Source organism: Thioalkalivibrio sp. XN8, from assembly GCF_011058255.1.
GTDB lineage: Bacteria > Pseudomonadota > Gammaproteobacteria > Steroidobacterales > XN24 > XN24.
Genome location: NZ_JAALFH010000066.1, coordinates 88923 through 107149 on the forward strand (window position 1 = coordinate 88923; position 18227 = coordinate 107149).

The 18227-nt window shown below is 68.9% G+C and carries 18 protein-coding genes; 7 read left to right on the plus strand and 11 right to left on the minus strand.

The window, feature by feature from the left end; translation table 11 throughout:
• The first annotated feature begins 128 nt into the window (after window positions 1-128).
• Genes G6N75_RS11505 through G6N75_RS11530 form a run of 6 tightly spaced genes read left to right on the plus strand, consistent with a single transcriptional unit; the run spans window position 129 to window position 7141 of the window.
• Entirely contained in the window at window positions 129-359 is a 231-nt protein-coding gene (locus tag G6N75_RS11505; RefSeq protein ID WP_165348508.1) for a hypothetical protein, read from the plus strand.
• Window positions 356-751, plus strand: a complete 396-nt coding sequence (locus tag G6N75_RS11510) for a type II toxin-antitoxin system VapC family toxin (protein WP_165348509.1) — start codon at window positions 356-358, stop codon at window positions 749-751. Before G6N75_RS11505 ends, G6N75_RS11510 begins: the two co-directional genes overlap by 4 nt.
• On the plus strand, window positions 748-2613 hold the full coding sequence (locus G6N75_RS11515) for a tetratricopeptide repeat protein (protein WP_165348510.1): 1866 nt from the start codon (window positions 748-750) through the stop codon (window positions 2611-2613). The genes G6N75_RS11510 and G6N75_RS11515 overlap by 4 nt, the downstream gene beginning before the upstream one ends.
• A gap of 10 nt (window positions 2614-2623) precedes the next feature.
• A complete protein-coding gene (locus G6N75_RS11520) occupies window positions 2624-3271 on the plus strand; it encodes a protocatechuate 3,4-dioxygenase (protein ID WP_165348511.1) in 648 nt (215 codons plus the stop codon).
• Window positions 3264-5114: a hypothetical protein gene (locus G6N75_RS11525; protein ID WP_165348512.1), complete on the plus strand. Its 1851-nt coding sequence runs from the start codon at window positions 3264-3266 to the stop codon at window positions 5112-5114. The genes G6N75_RS11520 and G6N75_RS11525 overlap by 8 nt, the downstream gene beginning before the upstream one ends.
• Window positions 5111-7141, plus strand: a complete 2031-nt coding sequence (locus G6N75_RS11530; RefSeq protein ID WP_165348513.1) for a tetratricopeptide repeat protein — start codon at window positions 5111-5113, stop codon at window positions 7139-7141. The genes G6N75_RS11525 and G6N75_RS11530 overlap by 4 nt, the downstream gene beginning before the upstream one ends.
• Here G6N75_RS11530 and kynU read toward each other — a convergent pair.
• From kynU to lptD, 8 genes are read right to left on the minus strand one after another with little or no spacing between them, the layout of a single operon-like run.
• Entirely contained in the window at window positions 7138-8409 is a 1272-nt protein-coding gene (kynU, locus tag G6N75_RS11535; protein ID WP_165348514.1) for a kynureninase, read from the minus strand. The genes G6N75_RS11530 and kynU overlap by 4 nt on opposite strands.
• Window positions 8410-8430: 21 nt before the next feature.
• Window positions 8431-9258 carry a symmetrical bis(5'-nucleosyl)-tetraphosphatase gene (locus G6N75_RS11540; protein WP_165348515.1) on the minus strand — a complete coding sequence of 276 codons (828 nt, stop codon included), beginning with the start codon at window positions 9256-9258 and terminating at the stop codon, window positions 8431-8433.
• On the minus strand, window positions 9258-9632 hold the full coding sequence (gene apaG / locus G6N75_RS11545) for a Co2+/Mg2+ efflux protein ApaG (RefSeq protein ID WP_165348516.1): 375 nt from the start codon (window positions 9630-9632) through the stop codon (window positions 9258-9260). The genes G6N75_RS11540 and apaG overlap by 1 nt, the downstream gene beginning before the upstream one ends.
• A 48-nt stretch (window positions 9633-9680) precedes the next feature.
• A complete protein-coding gene (locus G6N75_RS11550) occupies window positions 9681-10112 on the minus strand; it encodes a universal stress protein (RefSeq protein WP_165348517.1) in 432 nt (143 codons plus the stop codon).
• A 51-nt stretch (window positions 10113-10163) separates the two neighbouring features.
• Window positions 10164-10940: a 16S rRNA (adenine(1518)-N(6)/adenine(1519)-N(6))-dimethyltransferase RsmA gene (gene rsmA / locus G6N75_RS11555; protein ID WP_165348518.1), complete on the minus strand. Its 777-nt coding sequence runs from the start codon at window positions 10938-10940 to the stop codon at window positions 10164-10166.
• Window positions 10940-11920 (minus strand): 4-hydroxythreonine-4-phosphate dehydrogenase PdxA, encoded by a 981-nt coding sequence (gene pdxA, locus G6N75_RS11560; RefSeq protein WP_165348519.1) that lies wholly within the window; start codon window positions 11918-11920, stop codon window positions 10940-10942. Before pdxA ends, rsmA begins: the two co-directional genes overlap by 1 nt.
• 14 nt (window positions 11921-11934) lie before the next feature.
• Complete coding sequence (locus tag G6N75_RS11565) at window positions 11935-13239, minus strand: peptidylprolyl isomerase (protein ID WP_165348520.1); 1305 nt, start codon at window positions 13237-13239, stop codon at window positions 11935-11937.
• A gap of 10 nt (window positions 13240-13249) precedes the next feature.
• Window positions 13250-15412, minus strand: coding sequence for an LPS assembly protein LptD (gene lptD, locus G6N75_RS11570; protein WP_165348521.1), 2163 nt, complete (start codon window positions 15410-15412; stop codon window positions 13250-13252).
• 76 nt (window positions 15413-15488) lie between these two features.
• On the opposite strand from lptD, the gene murU reads away from it, so the two are divergent.
• Window positions 15489-16154, plus strand: a complete 666-nt coding sequence (murU, locus tag G6N75_RS11575; RefSeq protein WP_165348522.1) for an N-acetylmuramate alpha-1-phosphate uridylyltransferase MurU — start codon at window positions 15489-15491, stop codon at window positions 16152-16154.
• Here the strand turns inward: murU and lipB are convergent.
• The 3 genes from lipB to G6N75_RS11590 are packed head-to-tail and all read right to left on the minus strand — an operon-like array spanning window position 16121 to window position 18170.
• On the minus strand, window positions 16121-16759 hold the full coding sequence (lipB, locus tag G6N75_RS11580) for a lipoyl(octanoyl) transferase LipB (RefSeq protein WP_165348523.1): 639 nt from the start codon (window positions 16757-16759) through the stop codon (window positions 16121-16123). The two genes, murU and lipB, sit on opposite strands and share 34 nt — an antisense overlap.
• Window positions 16759-17022, minus strand: a complete 264-nt coding sequence (locus tag G6N75_RS11585) for a DUF493 domain-containing protein (RefSeq protein ID WP_165348524.1) — start codon at window positions 17020-17022, stop codon at window positions 16759-16761. The genes lipB and G6N75_RS11585 overlap by 1 nt, the downstream gene beginning before the upstream one ends.
• Entirely contained in the window at window positions 17019-18170 is a 1152-nt protein-coding gene (locus G6N75_RS11590; RefSeq protein ID WP_165348525.1) for a D-alanyl-D-alanine carboxypeptidase family protein, read from the minus strand. The genes G6N75_RS11585 and G6N75_RS11590 overlap by 4 nt, the downstream gene beginning before the upstream one ends.
• Window positions 18171-18227: the final 57 nt, after the last annotated feature.

Here is an 18227-nt window from a genome sequence, read left to right on the forward strand (position 1 = left end):
GCGACGCCGGGGTGTTGGCGTACTGGCGCGAGCATCGCTTCCCGCCGCTGTGCCGACCGGTGGGGGCGGAGGACTTTGTATGTGATTGACATGGTAACATGTAGCACACATGAAACGAGGATGACGGCATGTCAAGCATGATTCAAATCCGGAATGTCCCGGTGGAAGTGCACCGGGCGCTGAAGGCGCGCGCGGCGCTGGCCGGCAAGAGCATGAGCGAAATGATCCTGGAGGAGCTGCAGGCGATGCTGGCGCTGCCCTCCGAACAGGAACTGCATGAACGACTGGAGCAGGCCGAGCCTTTCGCCATGAAGAAGTCGTCCGCTGCGCTGATTCGCCGGGAGCGTGACGCCGCATGAGCCGAGTCCTGGTCGTCGATGCCTCGGTCGTGGTCGACCTGATCGGGCGGTTCCGGCCGCAGCCGATCGAAGCGTTGCTGTGGGCAAAGGACAGCGTCCTGGCCGCGCCTGAGCTGCTCGATGTCGAGGTGCTGCAGATCCTGCGCCGGCTGGACAAAGACGGGGCCATTCCGCCGAGCCGTGCGGACGTGGTCGAGCTGTTGCGGGCACTGCGCATCCGCCGCTACCGGCACTCCAGTCTGCGCGACGCCATCTGGTCCTTGCGCAAGAACATGACCGCATACGACGCGGCATACGTGGCACTCGCGAGCCTGCTGGACGCCACCCTGGTCACGCGCGACGCGAAACTGGCCCGCGCGCCCGGTCTCGATATCCAGGTGGTGGTGCCGTGAGCGAGCGGCCGGGCCTGTTCGCCGAACTCAAGCGCCGCAACGTCTTCCGCGTGGCCATCTTCTACGTGGTCACCGCGTGGCTGGTGATCGAAGTGGCCGAGACCGTGCTGCCGATCTTCGATGTGCCGGACGGCGTGCTGCGCGGCCTGGTGGTGCTGCTGGTGATCGGGCTGGTCCCGGCGCTGGGGCTGTCGTGGATCTACGAACTCACACCGGAAGGGATCAAGCGAGACGCCGGCGCGTCCCCGGAGCCGGCGGCCGCCACGAGCCACAAGCTCAACTGGGCCACCCTGGTTGTCGCGGTCGCGGCGATCGGGCTGCTCGTCTACGACCGGCTGACGCCCGAGGCGCCGGTTACAACGGTCGAAGCGGAGGCGATTGGCGCAGCCGCGGAGCAGGAGGCAGCGCCCGCTGCGACTCGGCAGGCCTCCGCGGCCAAGGATGCCTCGATCGCGGTGCTGCCCTTCGCCGACCTCTCGCCGGGCGGCGACCAGGAATATTTTGCCGACGGGATGTCCGAGGAAATCCTCAACGCGCTGGTGCGGGTGCAGGGCCTGGAGGTGGCATCGCGCACCTCTTCGTTTGGTTTCAAGGGCCAGGAGAGCCTCGGTTTGCCAGTGATCGCCGAGCGGCTTTCGGTGCGTCACGTGCTGGAAGGCAGCGTGCGCCGTGCCGGCGACAACCTGCGCATCACCGCGCAGCTGATCGACGCCCAGGTGGACCGGCACCTGTGGTCGGATACCTTCGATCGCCCGCTCACCGCGGAGAACGTCTTTGCCATCCAGGAAGAGATTGCCTCGGCCATCGTGGTCGCCTTGGTCGATTCGCTGGGTATCGAGATTGAGGACGAGGTGCGGCTGGCCCACGCCACAGAGAACCTCACCGCTTACGATATGTACCTGCGGGCCCGTGCGCTGTTCCAGGGCCGCACCGGCCTGGACGAGGCCGACGAACTCTTGCGCCAGGCCCTGGAGCAGGACCCCAATTTCGTCAGTGCCTGGGAGCTGCGCGCGGCGGTGCAGACTGTGATCGTCGAGTACGGTTATTCGGACCTGCCCACGGAGGAGCATAGGCGGCGTGGCGTTGAGTTCGCCGAACGGGCGCTGGCCCTGGAACCGGACAGCGCCATGGCCCTGGCGACACTGGCGAACATGAGGATCACGGCAACGGCGACCTTGGTGGAGCGGCATGACTTCGATGGCATCATCCGCGACCTCGAGCGGGCCATCGAGCTCGATCCGCATAACAGCTCGGCGCTTAACTGGCTGGGCATGACGTTCGCCTTCGTCGGTCGATCCGAGGATGCGCTGCGAACTCTCGCCCGCTGTATCGAGGTGGCGCCCCGGTTTGGTCCCTGTCGCGAGAATCACTACGACAGCTTGTGGGCAGCAGGCCAACCAGAGGAGGCGTACGCCGCAATGCAGGCAGCGCTGGATGCCGGCGCGGTGGTGTCGGAATACGCCAATTTCGCCCTGTTGGCCCACTTCGAGGAAAAGACGGCCTTCATGCTGCTGGCCAACCAGTCCAAGTGGCTGCCGGGCTGGCATCGCCACGAGGACCTGTACGAAGCCTTCCGAAACCTGGAGGCCGGCCACACCGAACTGCTGGCGGAGTTGAAGGCGTTCATGGGCGCCAGGCCGCCGGATCCGTCTTCTTACGCCGTGGCCCTGTTGGTGCCGCTCGGGGATCATGACGCGATGCCGCTCTTTTTCCTGGCCTGGAACCCGGAATACGCACGCTACCGTCGTTCGCCGCAGTTCCAGGAATACGTACGCCAGACCGGCGTGTTCGACTACTGGCGCGAGCATGGTTTTCCGCCGCAGTGCCGGCCGCTGGACGGCGACGAGTTCGCCTGCGATTGAGGAGTCATACGTGAGCGATACGACCAACGAAACCCGCCGCAGGCTCTTGCGTGGCTCCTTCGGAACCGCCGCCTTGGCGGCCAGCGCGCCGCTGGTTGCAGCCACCACGCCGAGACAGTCAGAAGGCCCGTTCTATCCGGTACATGAGCAGCGCGACACTGACGCCGACATGACGCACATCGAGGGGCATGCCGCGCGAGCCGTGGGCGAGGTCGTCGAAGTGTCGGGGCGCGTGCTGGACGAGGAAGGGAATCCCATAGCGGACGCGCTGGTCGATGTCTGGCAGGCCAATTCCCATGGCCGCTACGCCCACGAGCGCGATCGCAACCCGGCGCCGCTGGACGAGCACTTCCAGGGCTGGGCGCGGCTGATGACCGACGCGGAAGGCCGCTATCGCATCCATACCATCAAGCCGGGCGCGTATCCGGTACGGCCTGACTGGAGCCGTCCGCCGCACATCCACTTCAAGGTGGCGCGGCGCGGTTATCACGAGCTGACCACGCAGATGTATTTCGCCGGCGACCCGCTCAACGAGCGCGACCTGCTGCTGCAGTCGCTGTCGGAGTCGGGCCGCGACATGCTCGTCGTGGAGTTTAGTTCGACGGCCTCTGGCGATGCGCAGCAAGGGAAGTTTGATATCGTGCTGAGCCGTGTCTGACCGCAATCGCCCCGGCCTGTTCAGCGAGCTCAAGCGCCGCAACGTGTTCCGCGTGGCTGCGGCCTACGTGGTCGTGGCGTGGCTCGTGCTGCAGGTGGGCGACCTGGCCGCCGATAACCTCGGCTTCCCGGGCTGGTTCATGCCGATGCTGTTCGTGCTGCTGGGGCTGGGCTTCCCGCTGGCTATCGTCCTGTCCTGGGCCTTCGAGCTGACCCCGGAGGGAGTGCAGCGTACGGTCAGTGTCGATGACGTTCCCCAGCGGCGGCCGGGCGCGGGGCCGCTGGACTGGGTCATTGCGCTCGGCATCCTCGTGGTGATCGGCATCTTCGTGGTCGATCGCTTTGGCGTGGGGCCTGCAGATCGGGGACCGGAGACGACGGTGGCTGCCCCGACCGATGCTCCTGAAGATCGGGATGCCAGCTCGATCGCCGTGCTGGCCTTCGAGAACATGAGTCCCGATCCTGAGAACGCCTATTTCGCGGAGGGTATTTCCGAGGAGATCCTCAACATCCTCGCCGACATCGACGGGCTGCACGTCGCCTCGCGCACGTCGGCCTTCTCCTTCCGCGGCACCAAGACCCCGATTCCGGACATCGCCCAGGCCCTGGATGTCGCACACGTGCTGGAGGGCTCGGTGCGCAAGCAGGGCAACCGCGTGCGGATCACTGCGCAGCTGATCCGCGCCGATACGGACGGCCATGTCTGGTCGGATACTTTCGACCGCGAGCTGGTGGACATCTTCGATGTGCAGGAGGAGATCGCGCAGTCCATTACCGATGCGCTGGGCGAGGTGCTCGGCACGCGCCAGGTCTCCGTGACGGCATCGACCTCGGACCTCGACGCCTACGAGCGCTTCCTCCGTGGCCGGGCGCGATTCCACCAGCGTCGGGAGTTTGCCGAGGCCATCGCGGACCTCGAGTTGGCCGTCGCGCAGGATCCCTCGTTCGGCGAGGCGTGGATCTACCTCGCAGCGGCAAACTCCGTCGCACCGGGCTATTACGAAGACGGCGCTTTCGATCCCGCCAAGATGCTCCCGGCCGCCCGTCGCGCGATCGAGCGCGCCCGTACTCTGCGGCCGGAAGACCCGATGGTCCTCGCCATCGATGCGATGTTGCGCGCCGAAGAGGGTGACCAGGTCACGGCTTTGGACCTGGTGCGCCAGGCCTCAGGAATGCGGTCGCAGGACTCGACCCCGGAGCTCTGGTTGGGCCTGACCTTGTACGTTGCCGGCTATGTAGAAGAATCCGTAGGTGCCTTCGAGCGCGCGGTCGAGATGGACCCGCTGGTCGGGATCAACCACGGTTACCTGGCTATCGTGTACCTCGCGACCGGGCGCGAGCAGGCGGCCGTATCATTGGCGCGACGTGCCGCGGAGCTCGGCTGGGGAGCCGCGATGTGGGTCTACGCTATTGAACTGGCGGCGCGCGGTGAGCGCGACCAGGCCCTCGCGGTGCTGCGCGGACTGTCCGATGGTGCCAGCCAGTTCGAGCCTTTCAGGGTCGCCCTGATTGCCGCCATCGCTAATCCGAGTGCAGCCGGTGCCAAGCTACAGGTAGATTCCGCGCGACCTCCGGAGGAACTGCTGGCCATCGAGCGCACGGGCGAGTATCTCGACCTGCTGGCCGCTACCGCCGCTGCCGGGCCCGTGTCGAACCAGACCGGCTGGTTGCGCATGGCGTGGATACCGACATTCAAGGCAGTACGCGAGGACCCGCGGTTCTTCAGGGCGGCGGGTGACATGGGCCTGGTCGAGCTGTGGGAGGCGCGCGGCTATCCTGACGGCTGCGCGAGGATGAGCGACGCCGACGGCGATCGGCTGGATTGCACGGGGAGCAACGAGTGAACCTGCTGGGAGAGCTCAAGCGCCGCAACGTCTTCCGCGTTGCCATGCTCTACGTGGTGGCAGCGTGGCTGGTCATCGAGGTGGCCGAGACCGTGCTGCCGATCTTCGAGGTCCCGGACGGCGTCCTGCGCGGCCTGGTGGTGCTGCTGGTGATCGGCCTGGTGCCCGCACTGGGCTTCGCCTGGATCTACGAGCTGACGCCGGAAGGTCTGAAGCGCGACACCGGCGTCACGGACAACCCCGAGTATTCCTCGGCCACGGGGCACCGGCTGAACTGGGCGACGCTGGTCGTTGCTGTCCTTGCTATCAGCTTCCTGGCCTACGATCGTTTCGCGCCCCGTGAGCCGGGTACGGAGCCATCGGCTGTGACTACGCCGGTTGCCGCGCCGTCGGTTCCCGCCGCTCCGGTCTCTGCTGGAGAGCCTGTTGCGGTCCGGATTTCCGAGCCCGCCCGCGATCCGCGGCCTTCGGTCGCCGTGCTGCCGTTTGCCAACCTCTCCACCGACTCGGAGCAGGAGTTCTTCGCCGACGGCATGACGGAGGACATCCTGACGCGGCTCGCCGGCGTCAGCGGGCTGCGGGTGATCAGCCGTACCTCGGTGATGCGTTACAAGAACACCGAGCTGAGCCTGCCGGAAATTGCCGCACAGCTCGGTGTCAGTCATGTGCTGGAGGGTAGCGTAAGACGCGCCGGCGATCGGGTCCGGATTACGGGCCAGCTGATCCGGGCGGCCGACGATGCCCACCTTTGGGCCGACAGTTTCGACCGGGACCTGGCCGATATCTTCAGCGTGCAGACGGAGATCGCGGGTCGGATCGTCGATCAGCTCGAGCTCCAGCTCACTGAGCGCGATCGGCAGGCGCTGGCGCGCCAGGGCACGACCAATCCGGAAGCCTATGAGCAGGTGCTGCGTGGGCGCGCCATCGCGCGGGGCTCGTACAGCTCCTTCGATGAAATCCTTGCGATCATCGACGAGGCCGAGAAGCATTTCCGCGCAGCCATTGCGCTTGATGAAAACTATGCCGACGCCTGGGCCGGGATCGCCGGCGTGAATCGAAGCAAGGCGAATATCGACGAGGATGAGACAGCCGCCCTGGCGGCCTGGAATGAGGCGACGGAAGCGGCGCGTCGCGCGATCCGCCTGGCGCCGGATTCCGCGGCGGGTTACGTGGCGTTAGGGCAGGCTTACTGGATGCGCGGGCTGACGGAGGCGGCACTGGAGCAGTTGCAGCTGGCGGCGGAAATCGAGCCGGATTCGCCCCAGGTATTGTTGGCGCAGGGCAGCCTCCTGGCCGGCCGCGGCCAGCTGGTCGCGGCGCTGGAGCGGGCCGAAAGGGCGACGCAGCTCGAGCCGGAGGATTCCAATGCCTGGGATGCTGCGGCAGGGTTCTACGAGGAACTCGGTGAATACGAGGCGGCACGCCAGGCCTACCGTATGGCATGGGAGAAACTGACGCCCCACGAGGCGCGGCTCAACTGCATGCTGATGGGCATCGCCTTGCTGGAGAACAACGTCGAGCGCGCCCGGGCGCACATGGCCCGCTTCCTCGAGCTGGAGTCCCATTCACCCTTCGCCAGCAGCTGCGCGCTCAATTTCCACCTGTCCCAACGTGACCTGCCGGCAGCGCGTGAGATCGTCGAGCGCCGCAGCGCATTCTTCCTGGCGCGTGCGGCGATGCGCGGCGCGGTTGTGACTGCGCTCAATGGAGAGCGAGAGGCGGCAGAAGAATTCCTGCGCGCAGTGGAGGCACAGCTCGAACGCCCGGTGCCGAGAGGTAGCGAGGGTGGCAGTCTTTTCACCCGGTCACGGATTGCGCTCCTGCGCGGGGAGCCGGAGTCTGCGCTCGACTTGCTCGAGCGCGCGATCGAGGCCGGCTATTGGCCATCGGTGGCTTCGATGGCACGGCAGCCGGAGTGGGATATCGTGCGGGACGACCCGCGCTTCCAGGAGATCCTGGCGCGCCTCAACGCCGAGCTGGGACGGATGCGGGTGGAATTTGAGGCGCGGCAGGTCGATAGACGCTAGGAGAGTGCCTCCCGCGTCGCCGCGTCCAGCGCCTCGACCAGCTGCTCCACCTCGCCGAAGGTGTTGTACAGCGGCGCCGGCGCGGCGCGGATGATGTCCGGCTCGCGCCAGTCGCAGACCATGCCCAGCTCGCCGAGCCGGTCGAACACGGCCCGGCCCGACTCTACCCCGGAGCGCAGCCGCATGGACAGCTGGCAGCCGCGCCGCGCCGGGTCGCGCGGCGTCACGATCTCGATCCGGCCGGCGACGGTCTCGTCCAGCCGGCGCTCGAGGTAGCCCGTCAGGGCGATCGACTTCGCGCGCAGCCGGTCCAGGCCGGCGTCCATGAAGTCCGCGAGCGAGGCGCGCAGGGTGCAGGTGCTCAGCACCGGCGAGTTGGAGATGTGCCAGCCTTCGGCCCCGGGCACCGGCTTGAAGTCCGGGCCCATCAGGAAGCGCGTCGGCTTGTCCTGGCCCCACCAGCCGGCGAAACGGGGCAAGGAGGGGTCGTGGCCGTGGCGGCGGTGGACGAAGGCGCCGGCGGTCGCGCCGGGGCCGCCGTTGAGGTACTTGTAGCTGCACCAGGCGGCGAAATCGACGTTCCAGTCGTGCAGTTGGAGCGGGATGTTCCCTGCCGCATGCGCCAGGTCCCAGCCGGCCACCGCGCCGACCGCGTGCGCCTCGGCGGTCAGGCCCTCGATGTCCAGCACTTCGCCGGAGAGGTACTGCACGCCCGGCAGCAGCACCAGCGCAAGGGTATCGCCGGCCTCGCGCATGGCCGCCACCAGGTCCTCGCGCCGCAGCAGGTACTCGCCCTCGGGCGGGCCGACCTCGATGAGTGCGTCGGCCGGGTCGAGGCCGTGATGCTGCAACTGGGACACGATCGCATAGCGGTCGGACGGGAAGGCCGGCCGCTCCATCAGTATCTTGTAGCGCTGCGCGGTGGGACGGTAGAAGCTGACCATCAGCAGGTGCAGGTTCACGGTGAGCGCGTTCATGCACACCACTTCGTCTTCTTCGGCGCCGACCAGCGCGGCCAGCGGCGGGATGAAGTTCACCGCGTAATCCTTCCAGGGCCGCGGACCGATGAAGTGGCCGCCGATGGCATGGGTACGCCAGGTCGCGAGTTCTTCCTCGACGTAGTCGGCCGCTTTCTTCGGCTGCAGGCCGAGGGAGTTGCCGAGGAAGTAGGCGCACTCGCGGCCGTCGTGCAGCGGCAGGTGATAGCGCTCCCGATGCCCCGCGAGCGGATCCTGGCGGTCGAGGGCGGCGGCTTGTTCGCGTGACATGGTGATTCCTCGAGAGTCGGATCAGCCGGGTCTCAGCCCCGGGCCGCATTCCACGTGGTGGGGCTCCTCGCCGTCGAGCTGCAGTGCGGTGAGGCGGCCGCCCCAGACACAGCCGGTGTCGATGCCGAACACGCCGCCCTGGGCATGGTAGCCGAGCGTCGACCAGTGCCCGAATACGATCCGGGCCCCGGCGCTGCGCCGGCCCGGGAAATCGAACCACGGAACGAGTTCCTCGCCCGCCTTGCTGAGCGGTCCCTGGTTGTCGAAGTCGAGACTGCCGTCGCGCCGCAGGTAGCGCAGCCGGGTGAGCGCGTTGATGCTGAAGCGCAGCCGCTCGATGCCGGCCAGGGCGGGGTCCCAGCGGTCCGGCTGGTTGCCGTACATCTGCCGCAGGAAATCGACGAAGCGGTCGCCGCGCAGCACGGTTTCGAGTTCCGCCGCCGCGGCCCGCGCGTCCGCCAGGTCCCATTGCGGCGGCAGCCCGGCATGGACCATGGCGAAGTCCAGCGCCGGGTCGTAGTGGAGGAGCGGTTGGCGCCGGAGCCACTCCAGCAGTTCCTCGCGGTCGGGGGCCTCGAGGATGTCCGCCAGGGTGTCGCGTTTCTTCAGGGGGCGGTTCTCCGCCCAGGCCGCGGCGAGCAGGTGAAGGTCGTGATTGCCCAGCACCGTCACCGCCTGCGGCCCGAGGTTACGGACGAAACGCAGCGTGGCCAGCGAGGCCGGGCCGCGGTTGACCAGGTCGCCGGTGAACCAGAGCCCGTCGGCCGCGGGGTCGAAGCGGAGCTTGTCTAGGAGTCGCCTGAGCGGGTCCAGGCAGCCCTGGAGGTCGCCGATGGCGTAAACCGGCATCAGTGCAGGGCGCCGGGCCGCGCCAGCGTGAAAGCGTCTATGGGCGCCTCGAATTCGTGCCCGGAGGCGTCGATCATGGTGTAGGCGCCCCGCATCGAGCCGACCGGCGTGGGCAGGATCGCGCCGCTCGTGTACTGGAAGTGCTCGCCCGGGCGGATCAGGGGCTGCTCGCCCACCACGCCCTCGCCGCGGACTTCCTGCACGCCGCCGTCCGCATCCGTGATGATCCAGTGGCGGGACAGCAGCTTGGCGGCCACGGCGCCCTGGTTCCGAATGGTGATGCTGTAGGCGAAGGCGTAGCGGTCCTCGTCGGGCTCGCTCTGGTGATCCAGGTAGGCGGTCTCCACCTCGATCCGGATCGGGCAATCGGCCATGGGGGCTCTCCGTCCAGGGAAAGCCGGAATTTTACACCAGCCGCAGGCCTAGCCCGGCAGGCGCACCGCCAGCACGTCGCAGGGCGCGGCATGCAGCACCGCGTCCTCGGTCAGGTTAATGATCAGCGCGAGGCCGTGGCGTTCCCGGCTGCCCAGGACCACGAGGTCGGCCTCCCACTCGTTGGCCTCCCGGAGGACTTCGCTCTTGATGGTGCCCGGGATGACCTGCTGCTCGGCGCCTTCCAGGCCGGCCTCGCGGGCCAGCTCGGCCAGTCGCTTGCGGGCGCCGGTGACCAGTTCTTCCTCGATGCTGACCGCGGGCAGCAGCGCCTCGCCCATGGGCTCGACCGGCACGTACTCGACGACGTGCAGCAGCTTCAGCTCTGCGCCGGTCGCGCCGGCCACGGCCTTCGCCCGTGACGCCACGAGCTTGCTGTGTTCGCCGAGGTCCATCGCCGCCAGGATGCGCTGGTAATCCATCTGCCGTCCCTCCGCTGCGCGGGGACAGTCCCCGCCTGCCGTAACCATAGTCTAGCAGTGCGCCGCCGCCAGCCGCGCGAAGGCTGCAGGCGGCAGGGTCTCGGCCCGCGCACCCGGGTCGCAGCCGGCGGCCCGGATCGCGTCCTCGCCGACCAGGCCGGACAGCGCGTTGCGCAGGGTCTTGCGGCGCTGGCCGAAGGCGCGCCGCACCACTTCGGCGAAGCGGGCCGGGTCCTTGACGGGGAAGGGCGGCGCGGCCCAGGGCTCGAGCCGGACTACCGAAGACCATACCTTCGGCGGCGGCCGGAAGGCGCCCGGTCCGATGTCGAACAGGGACTCGACCCGGCAGGCCACGGCGAGCATCACGCTGAGCCGGCCGTAGGCCTTCGTCCCGGGGCCGGCCGCCATGCGCTCGACCACTTCCCGCTGCAGCATGAAATGCATGTCCCGGATCACCGCCAGCTGCTGGATGAACCGAAACAGCAGCGGCGTGGAGACGTTGTAGGGCAGGTTGCCGACCAGCCGCAGCCGCTCCCCGGGCGCGGCCAGTTCGGCCAGCTCGATCTTCAGCGCGTCGGCCTGGACCACGGTCAGCGCCGCGCCGGCCTCCGGGCGGGCCGCCAGCCGCGCCGCCAGGTCGCGGTCCAGCTCGATCACCGTCAGCTTGGCGCCGCGGGCGAGGAGCGGCAGGGTCAGGGCGCCTTCGCCGGGCCCGATCTCCACCAGCCGCTCGCCGGGCACCGGGCCGATCGCCCGCACGATCCGCTCGATCACCGTCGGGTCGTGCAGGAAGTGCTGGCCGAAGCGCTTGCGCGGCTGGTGCGCCATCAGTCGCCGGCGCTGCGGGCGGCGATTTCGAGCGCAGCCTCGATGGCGGCGACCAGGCTGCCGGAATCCGCCTCGCCGGTGCCGGCCAGCTCCAGCGCCGTGCCATGGTCCACCGAGGTGCGCACGATCGGCAGGCCGAGGGTGATGTTCACGGCGCGGCCGAAACCGGCGTATTTCAGCACCGGCAGGCCCTGGTCGTGGTACATCGCGAGTACGGCATCGGCGCCTGCCAGCCGGCGCGGCGTGAACAGGGTGTCGGCCGGCAGCGGTCCTGCGAGTTCCAGGCCCTCCCGGCGCAGCCGTCCCAGCGCCGGCTCGATGATGTCGATCTCCTCGCGGCCCAGGTAACCGCCCTCGCCGGCATGCGGGTTCAGGCCGGCCACCAGGATGCGCGGCTCTGCAATGCCGAAGCGGGTGCGCAGGTCGTGGTCCAGCACGCGCAGCACGCGCTGCAGGCGCTCGGCGGTGATCGCTCGCGGCACTTCGGCCAGCGGCAGGTGGGTGGTGGCGAGCGCGACCCGGAGCTTGCCGGCCACCAGCAGCATGACCGGGCTGCCGCCGCTGATCCCGGCCAGGAATTCGGTATGGCCGGAGAAGGCGATGCCGGTCTCGTTGATCACGCCCTTGTGCACCGGCGCCGTGACCATGGCGTCGAACTCACCGCCCACGCAGCCTTCCGCGGCCCGGCGCAGCATGGCGAGCACCGCCGCGGCATTGGCATGGTCGGGCTGGCCGGGCGTGACCGGGGCCGCCAGCGGCATGTCGATGACCTGCAGCACCCCTGCCTCGTGAGGCTCCGGGACAAGGACGCGGCGTACGCCCAGGCCGGGATAGAGGCGCGCGGCGAGCTGCTCGAGGTGAGCAGCAGGACCCACGGCCGCGAGCCGCGCGGGCCAGGGTCGCTGCGCCACGGCCAGGCAGAGCTCCGGCCCGATTCCGGCCGGCTCGCCGGTGGTGAGGGCGATGGCCGGCAGTGTCATGCGTGTCCTCCGGCCTAGCCGCCGCGGATCTCGACCCAGGCCTCGTCGCGCAGCTTGCGCAGCCAGAGCTCGGTCTCCTGCTCCAGCTTGCTGGCGCGGATCGCCTGGATCGCCTGCCGGCGCTTGACCTCGTCGGTGGTGTCGCGCTCCTGGCGGTCTTCCAGCAGGATGATGTGCCAGCCGAAGGGCGACTGGAACGGCTCGCTGAGCTCGCCCGGCTCCAGTTCCGCCAACACCGCCTCGAACTCGGGCACGAAGGTTCCAGGCGGATTCCAGCCGAGGTCGCCGCCGCGACTGGCCGAGCCGGGGTCTTCGGACTCCAGCATGGCGATGTCCTCGAAAGACTCGCCCGCCTGGACGCGGGCCCGGATCTCTTCCAGGCGTCTGCGCACCGTCGCGTCGTCGACCACTTCGTTGGTCGCCATGAGAACGTGCCGGGCGCGCGTCTGGACCTGGACCACGCGGTCTTCGCCGCCGCGGGTATCGTTGATGCGGAAAATGTGGAAACCGCTGCTGCTGCGCACCGGCTCGCTGGTCTCGCCGGGCGCCAGCGACTGGATGACGTCGGCGAACTGGGGCGGCAGCTGCGAGCCTTTCCGCCAGCCCAGCCGGCCGCCGGAGAGCGCCTGCTGGCCTGCCGATTCGGCGACCGCCAGGGCGGCGAAGTCGGCGCCCTCGAGCAGCCGGGCGCGGATCTGCCCGGCCCGGCCGGCGGCTGCGGCGACCTGTGCCTCGGTCGCATCGGCCGGCAGCGCAACGAGGATCTGGGAGATGTCGTAATCGATCTCCCGGCCCATGTTGGCCTCGTACTGCTCCAGCCAGCGGTCGATTTCGCGTTCCGAGACCGCGATGCGGGCCATGACGTCCCGTTGCCGCAGGGCGTCGATCGTCATCTCGCGGCGCAGCTGCGCGCGGAACTCGCCGTAGTCGATGCCGTCGCGGGCGAGCGCCGCCGGCAGCTCGGCAAAGGGAATGTTATTACCGGCGGCGATCCGGGTCAGCGCCGTATTCAGCTGCTCCTCGCTGATGCGGATGCCCAGCCGTTCGGCGCGCTGCATCTGCACTTCCTGCACGATCAGGTTCTCGAGGATCTGTTCGCGCAGCACCTGCTGGGGCGGCATCCGGGTGCCCTGCTGCGCCAGCTGGCGCGTGACCCGCTCGACCTGGCCCTCCAGCTGCGACTGCAGCACCACGCCGTCGTCTACTACGGCAATGATGCGGTCCAGCAGCTGGCCGGTGTCGCTGAGGGTGGCTTCGGCGGGCGTAAAGCTCGGCAGGCATGCCAGCGCGAGCGCAATGAGCAGTGATTTCAGTCGCATGGGATGGGGGTCAGTCGATGGCGGAATAACCTAGGATATCACTCTCGTAACGGCGCCTTGCACTCTGTCCGCCCAGGCCCTTGAACTCCACCTGGAGCCTGATGGCCGAGTCCGTGCTGCCGTCACGCCGGCTGACCTGCTCCGAAGCGGAGAGGCGGATGGCCCAGCAGCAGCTCTCGTACTGGACGCCGAGGACGCTGTCGACCGCGGTCTTGTCGCGGAGCGAGTACTCCAGCGCCGAGACGAAGCTCCAGCGGTCGGACAAGGGCCAGCCCGCGGAAAACGCCAGGTCCTCGAGCAGGTCCGGCCGGTAGCGGTAGGCGAGGTTGACGACGCGGTTCGGCGCGGGCTGGTACTGGACCCGGAATTGCGCCAGCCGCGTCGTGTCCGAGACGTTGTCCCACTGGTAGGCGACGTCCGCGTTCCAGTCGTTGAACAGCTCGAGACCCAGTTCCAGCACGATCGGCGAGCTTTCGGCCGTCTCCAGGCTTTCGCCGGGCAGCGTGACCTGAGGGTCATCGAAGTACCAGGCCTTGCCGATGGCGGCGGTGAGGAACTCGCGGCCGGAGGCCGACTCGAGCAGGCGCGTGGTGACGCCGACGCTCAGCTGGTTGGTGTCGCCGAGCCGGTCGGCGCCGAGGTAGCGATTCGGGCGGAACAGCTGCACGTAGTTGAAGTCGGGGCGGCTGCTGTCGAACAGCGGCAATCCGTCCTGGTCCCGGAAGGGGATATAGGCGTAGAGCACCCGCGGCTCGAGTGTCTGCACGATGCGCCCGGAGGATGCCGAGCGCTCGAAGCGGAACCCGGAGTCCACGCTCAGGATCGGCGCGGCATAACCGAGGGATTCGTCCTGGCCGGGGTCGGGGGCGGTGAGGTAGTACTGCACCATCCGCAGCCGCGCCGACGGTCGCAGGAAAAAGCCCGGCGCCTCGAGCGGCAGGCTCAGTTCCGGCTCGAGCACCGCGCGGGCGCCCTCGGGCCCGACATCGCGGATGAAACTGGCCGCCTCGGTCTGCAGGCGCCAGTCCAGTCCCATCGGCCCGTCCAGCCAGAGGCCTTCGGCGACGATCTGGGGCAGCCGGGCATACGGCCGTTCCGCCTCGGGGATGTCGAGATCGAGGGTGCGGAAGTTCTGGGCCCGCGCTGTCACGCGCCAGATTTCGCCGGCATAGTCGGCCTGCACCAGCCGCTCGACATGCGTGCGGCTGGTGACCTGCGGGCTCTGGCCCAGGTCCTGGAAATAGTCGGTGTCCGAGACGTCCTCGATCTCTGCCCGTAACCGCCAGCCGTTGTCCAGCCGGGTCAGGTGCGAGAGGTGGAACCAGGTACGCGAATCGGAGGCGGCCGTGGCATTGTCCCGGTGCAGGTAGTCCAGCCGGATCGAGCCGCCGCTCTCGGGGGTGAGATAACGAAACTCGTTGCCGAGCTTGAGGCCCCGGTCGGACATCAGCGTGGGCGTCAGCAGGTGGTCGTAGTTCGGCGCCAGGTTGAAGTAGTAAGGCGCCCTGATCTCCAGTCCGCTGCGGGTGGACTGGCCGAACTCGGGCGTGAGGAAGCCGCTCTTGCGGCGGTCGGACAGCGGGAAGGCGAGATAGGGCAGGTAGATCACCGGGGTGTCGAAGAAGCGCAGCTTGACGCCGGTCGCTTCGCCGATTTCGTCGCCCGTGTCGACGCGCAGCGTGTCGATCTCCAGCAGCCAGTCGGGTTCGTCCCCGGGACAGGTGGTGTAGGTCACGTCCTGCATGCGGACCCGGCCGTTGCGGCGCGCCCGGATGGTCTCGGCGCCGCCGCTCGCCGGCTGCGCCGGCAGGCGGTAACGGTTGCCGGTGAGCACCGCCGTACCTTCCGCCGGCAGGAATTCCAGGCGGTCGCTCTCGATCTCGATGCCGGGCTGGGTGAAACGGGCGCCTTCGACGGCCAGGATGCGGCCCGCTGCCCGGTCCCAGGTCGCACCTTCGGTCTCGAGGCGCTGGTTGCCACGGCGGAGCACCACGCCGCCCGAGAACACCGAGTCGCCGTCGGCCGTGAGGTCGGCGCGGTCCGCCGACACCTCGATCGGTCCGCCCTCGTCGAGCGGCTCGAAGTCGACCGGCTCCGGCACCGGGCAGACCGGCGCCGCGCCCAGCGGGGCGGCAGCGAGCAGGGCGACGATGAGGGCCAGAAGACGGGGCATCAGGCTTTCCGGGAGTGACTCGCTAACATGGCATACTGGCCGCGCAAGCTGCAATTTTGCCGATGGGGGCTACTTCTTGAAAGCGATGGTGCTGGCGGCCGGGCGCGGCGAGCGCATGCGCCCGCTGACTGACCGCATGCCGAAGCCGCTGCTGCCGGTCGGCGGCCAGCCGCTCGTCGCTTACCAGTTGCAGATTCTCGCCGCGGCGGGCTGCCGCGACATCGTCATGAATTGTGCGTGGCAGGCCGAGGCGCTGCAGGCCGAACTCGGGGACGGAAGCCGCTGGGGCGTCTGCATCCGCTATTCCCCGGAGCCGTGGCCGGCGCTCGAGACTGGCGGCGGCGTCTGCCATGCGCTCCCGTTGCTCGGGCCGGACCCGTTCCTGCTGGTGAACGGCGACGTGTACTGCGAGTGGTCGCCGGGTGAGCTGGCGCTGGCGTCCGGGATGCTGGCGCAACTCCTGCTGGTGCCTAACCCACCGCATCATCCGGCGGGTGATTTCGGCCTCGCTGGCGGCCTGGTGCGGCCGGATGCCCCGGAACGCTACACCTACAGCGGCATCGCGCTGCTGGACCCCGCCCTGTTCGCCGGCTGCCGCCCCGGGCGGTTTCCCCTGGCGCCGCTGCTGGTCGCGGCCGCGCGGCAGGGGAAGGTCGGCGGCGTGCTGCACAGCGGTACCTGGCTCGACGTCGGGACGCCGGAACGGCTCTACGCGCTGCAGGCCAGGCTGGGAGAAGCCTGAGCCAGCTCGTCCAGCAGCGCGCTTTCGAGGTCCGCGGCCACCGCTGCCAGCGGCCGCTCGACCCCGAGCTCGGCCAGCTGGGTGACCTCGAGGCCGCGGTAGCCGCAGGGATTGATGCGCCCGAACGGCTCGAGATCCATGGCCACGTTCAGCGCCAGGCCGTGGTAGGTGCAGTTGCGCCGCACCCGCAGGCCGATGCTGGCCACTTTCCGTCCCTCGACGTAGACGCCGGGAGCATTCCGGTCGCCGACGGCCTCGATGCCGTAGCTCGCCAGGCAGCGGATGACCGCCCGCTCCAGCACGCAGACCAGGGCCCGGACGCCGAGCCCGCTGCGACCGAGGTCCAGCAGCGGGTAGACCACGAGTTGGCCCGGCCCGTGGTAAGTCACCTGGCCGCCGCGATCGACCTGCACCACGGGAATGTCGCCGGGCGCCAGCAGGTGCTCGCGACTGCCGTTCAGGCCCAGGGTAAACACCGGCGGATGCTGCAGGATCCAGATTTCGTCTGCCTGCTCGGGGCCGCGGTTTTCCGCCAGCGCCTGCATGCGGCGCCAGGTCGGCTCATACTCGACCAGGCCGAGGCGGCGGACCACGGGACCCTGCATCAGAGCACCATCAGGACGCGCTCGTGCGCGCTCAGCGTTTCGTAGACGGCGTCGAGCTGGGCCTTGCTCTCGGCGCGCAGCATGACCGTCAGGGCGACGAAATTCCCGTCCCGGCTGAGCCGCCGGCCGACGCGTTCGGCGGGAACCGGCCCGGTATGCGGGGCCAGCAGCTCGAGCACGAGGGCCTGGAAATCCTCCGCCTCGCGCCCCATCACCTTGACGGGAAAGTCGCAGGGGAATTCCAGCAGGGTGTCCTCGCTCATTCGAGCCACAGCTGGATCGAATGGAGGGCGCGCGTCAGCAGGCCGGCTTCGGCCACGCTGGCGAGCGGATAGAGCGGGCGCTCGACGAGCGGCTCGCCTTCCAGGCTGAGACGCAGCCGGCCGACGGAGGTCTCCGGCGCCACCGGGGCGAGCAGCGGGGACTGCAGTTCCAGGGACGCTTCCAGCAGCTCGTAGCGGCCGCGCGGCAGGGTGACCCAGAGATCCTCCGTGAGGCCGAGCCCCAGCTCGTCGAGCTCGCCCTTCCACAGCCGGGTGGTGGTGACGGGCTGGCCGGCCGCGTAGATGCGGTGGCTTTCGTAGAAGCGGAACCCCCAGTTCAGCAGCGCCTGGGTGGCGTCCGCGCGGGCCTTGTCGCTGTTGGTGCCCAGCAGGACCGAGATCAGCCGCATGTCGCCGCGCCTGGCCGAGGACACCAGGCAATAGCCCGCGGCATCGGTCATGCCGGTCTTGATGCCGTCGACCGTGGGGTCCCGCCACAGCATCTTGTTGCGGTTGCGCTGGGTGATCTCGTTGAAGGTGAACTCGCGCTCGGAGTAGAGCGAATAGAATTCCGGGAACTCGCGGATGATCGCCGCGGCCAGCAGCGCGATGTCGCGCGCGGAGCTGTAGTGATCCTCGGCCGGCAGGCCCGTGGCGTTGCGGAAGTTGGTGTTCTGCATGCCGAGCCGCCGGGCGTACTCGTTCATCAGCTCGGCAAAGGCGGCCTCTGAACCGGCGGTGAACTCCGCCAGCGCCACCGAGGCGTCGTTGCCCGACTGGATGATCATGCCGCGGATCAGGTCGCCGATGCTGACCCGCGTGCCCACCTCGATGAACATGCGGGAGCCGCCGGTGCGCCAGGCGCGCTCGCTCACCGTCACCATGTCGTCCAGCGCCATCTGGCCCTTGCGCAGCTCCGAGAACACGGCGTACGCCGTCATCAGCTTGGTGATGCTCGCCGGGTCCAGCCGTGCGTCCGCGTCGTCCTCCGAGAGCACGGCGCCCGAGTTGAAATCGACCAGGATGTGGGCCGCCGCACCCACGGCCGGCGCGGCGGGCACCGGGGGCAGCGCGGCATCCTGCGCCGCGGCTGGCTGGGAGATCTGGAGGCAGGCAAAGGCGAGACCGAGAGCGATTATCAGGCGCATGGATTCCTTGGGCGGCGTCGAGCCGGCGGGCTGTGGACAACAGCCCGGAATGTTACA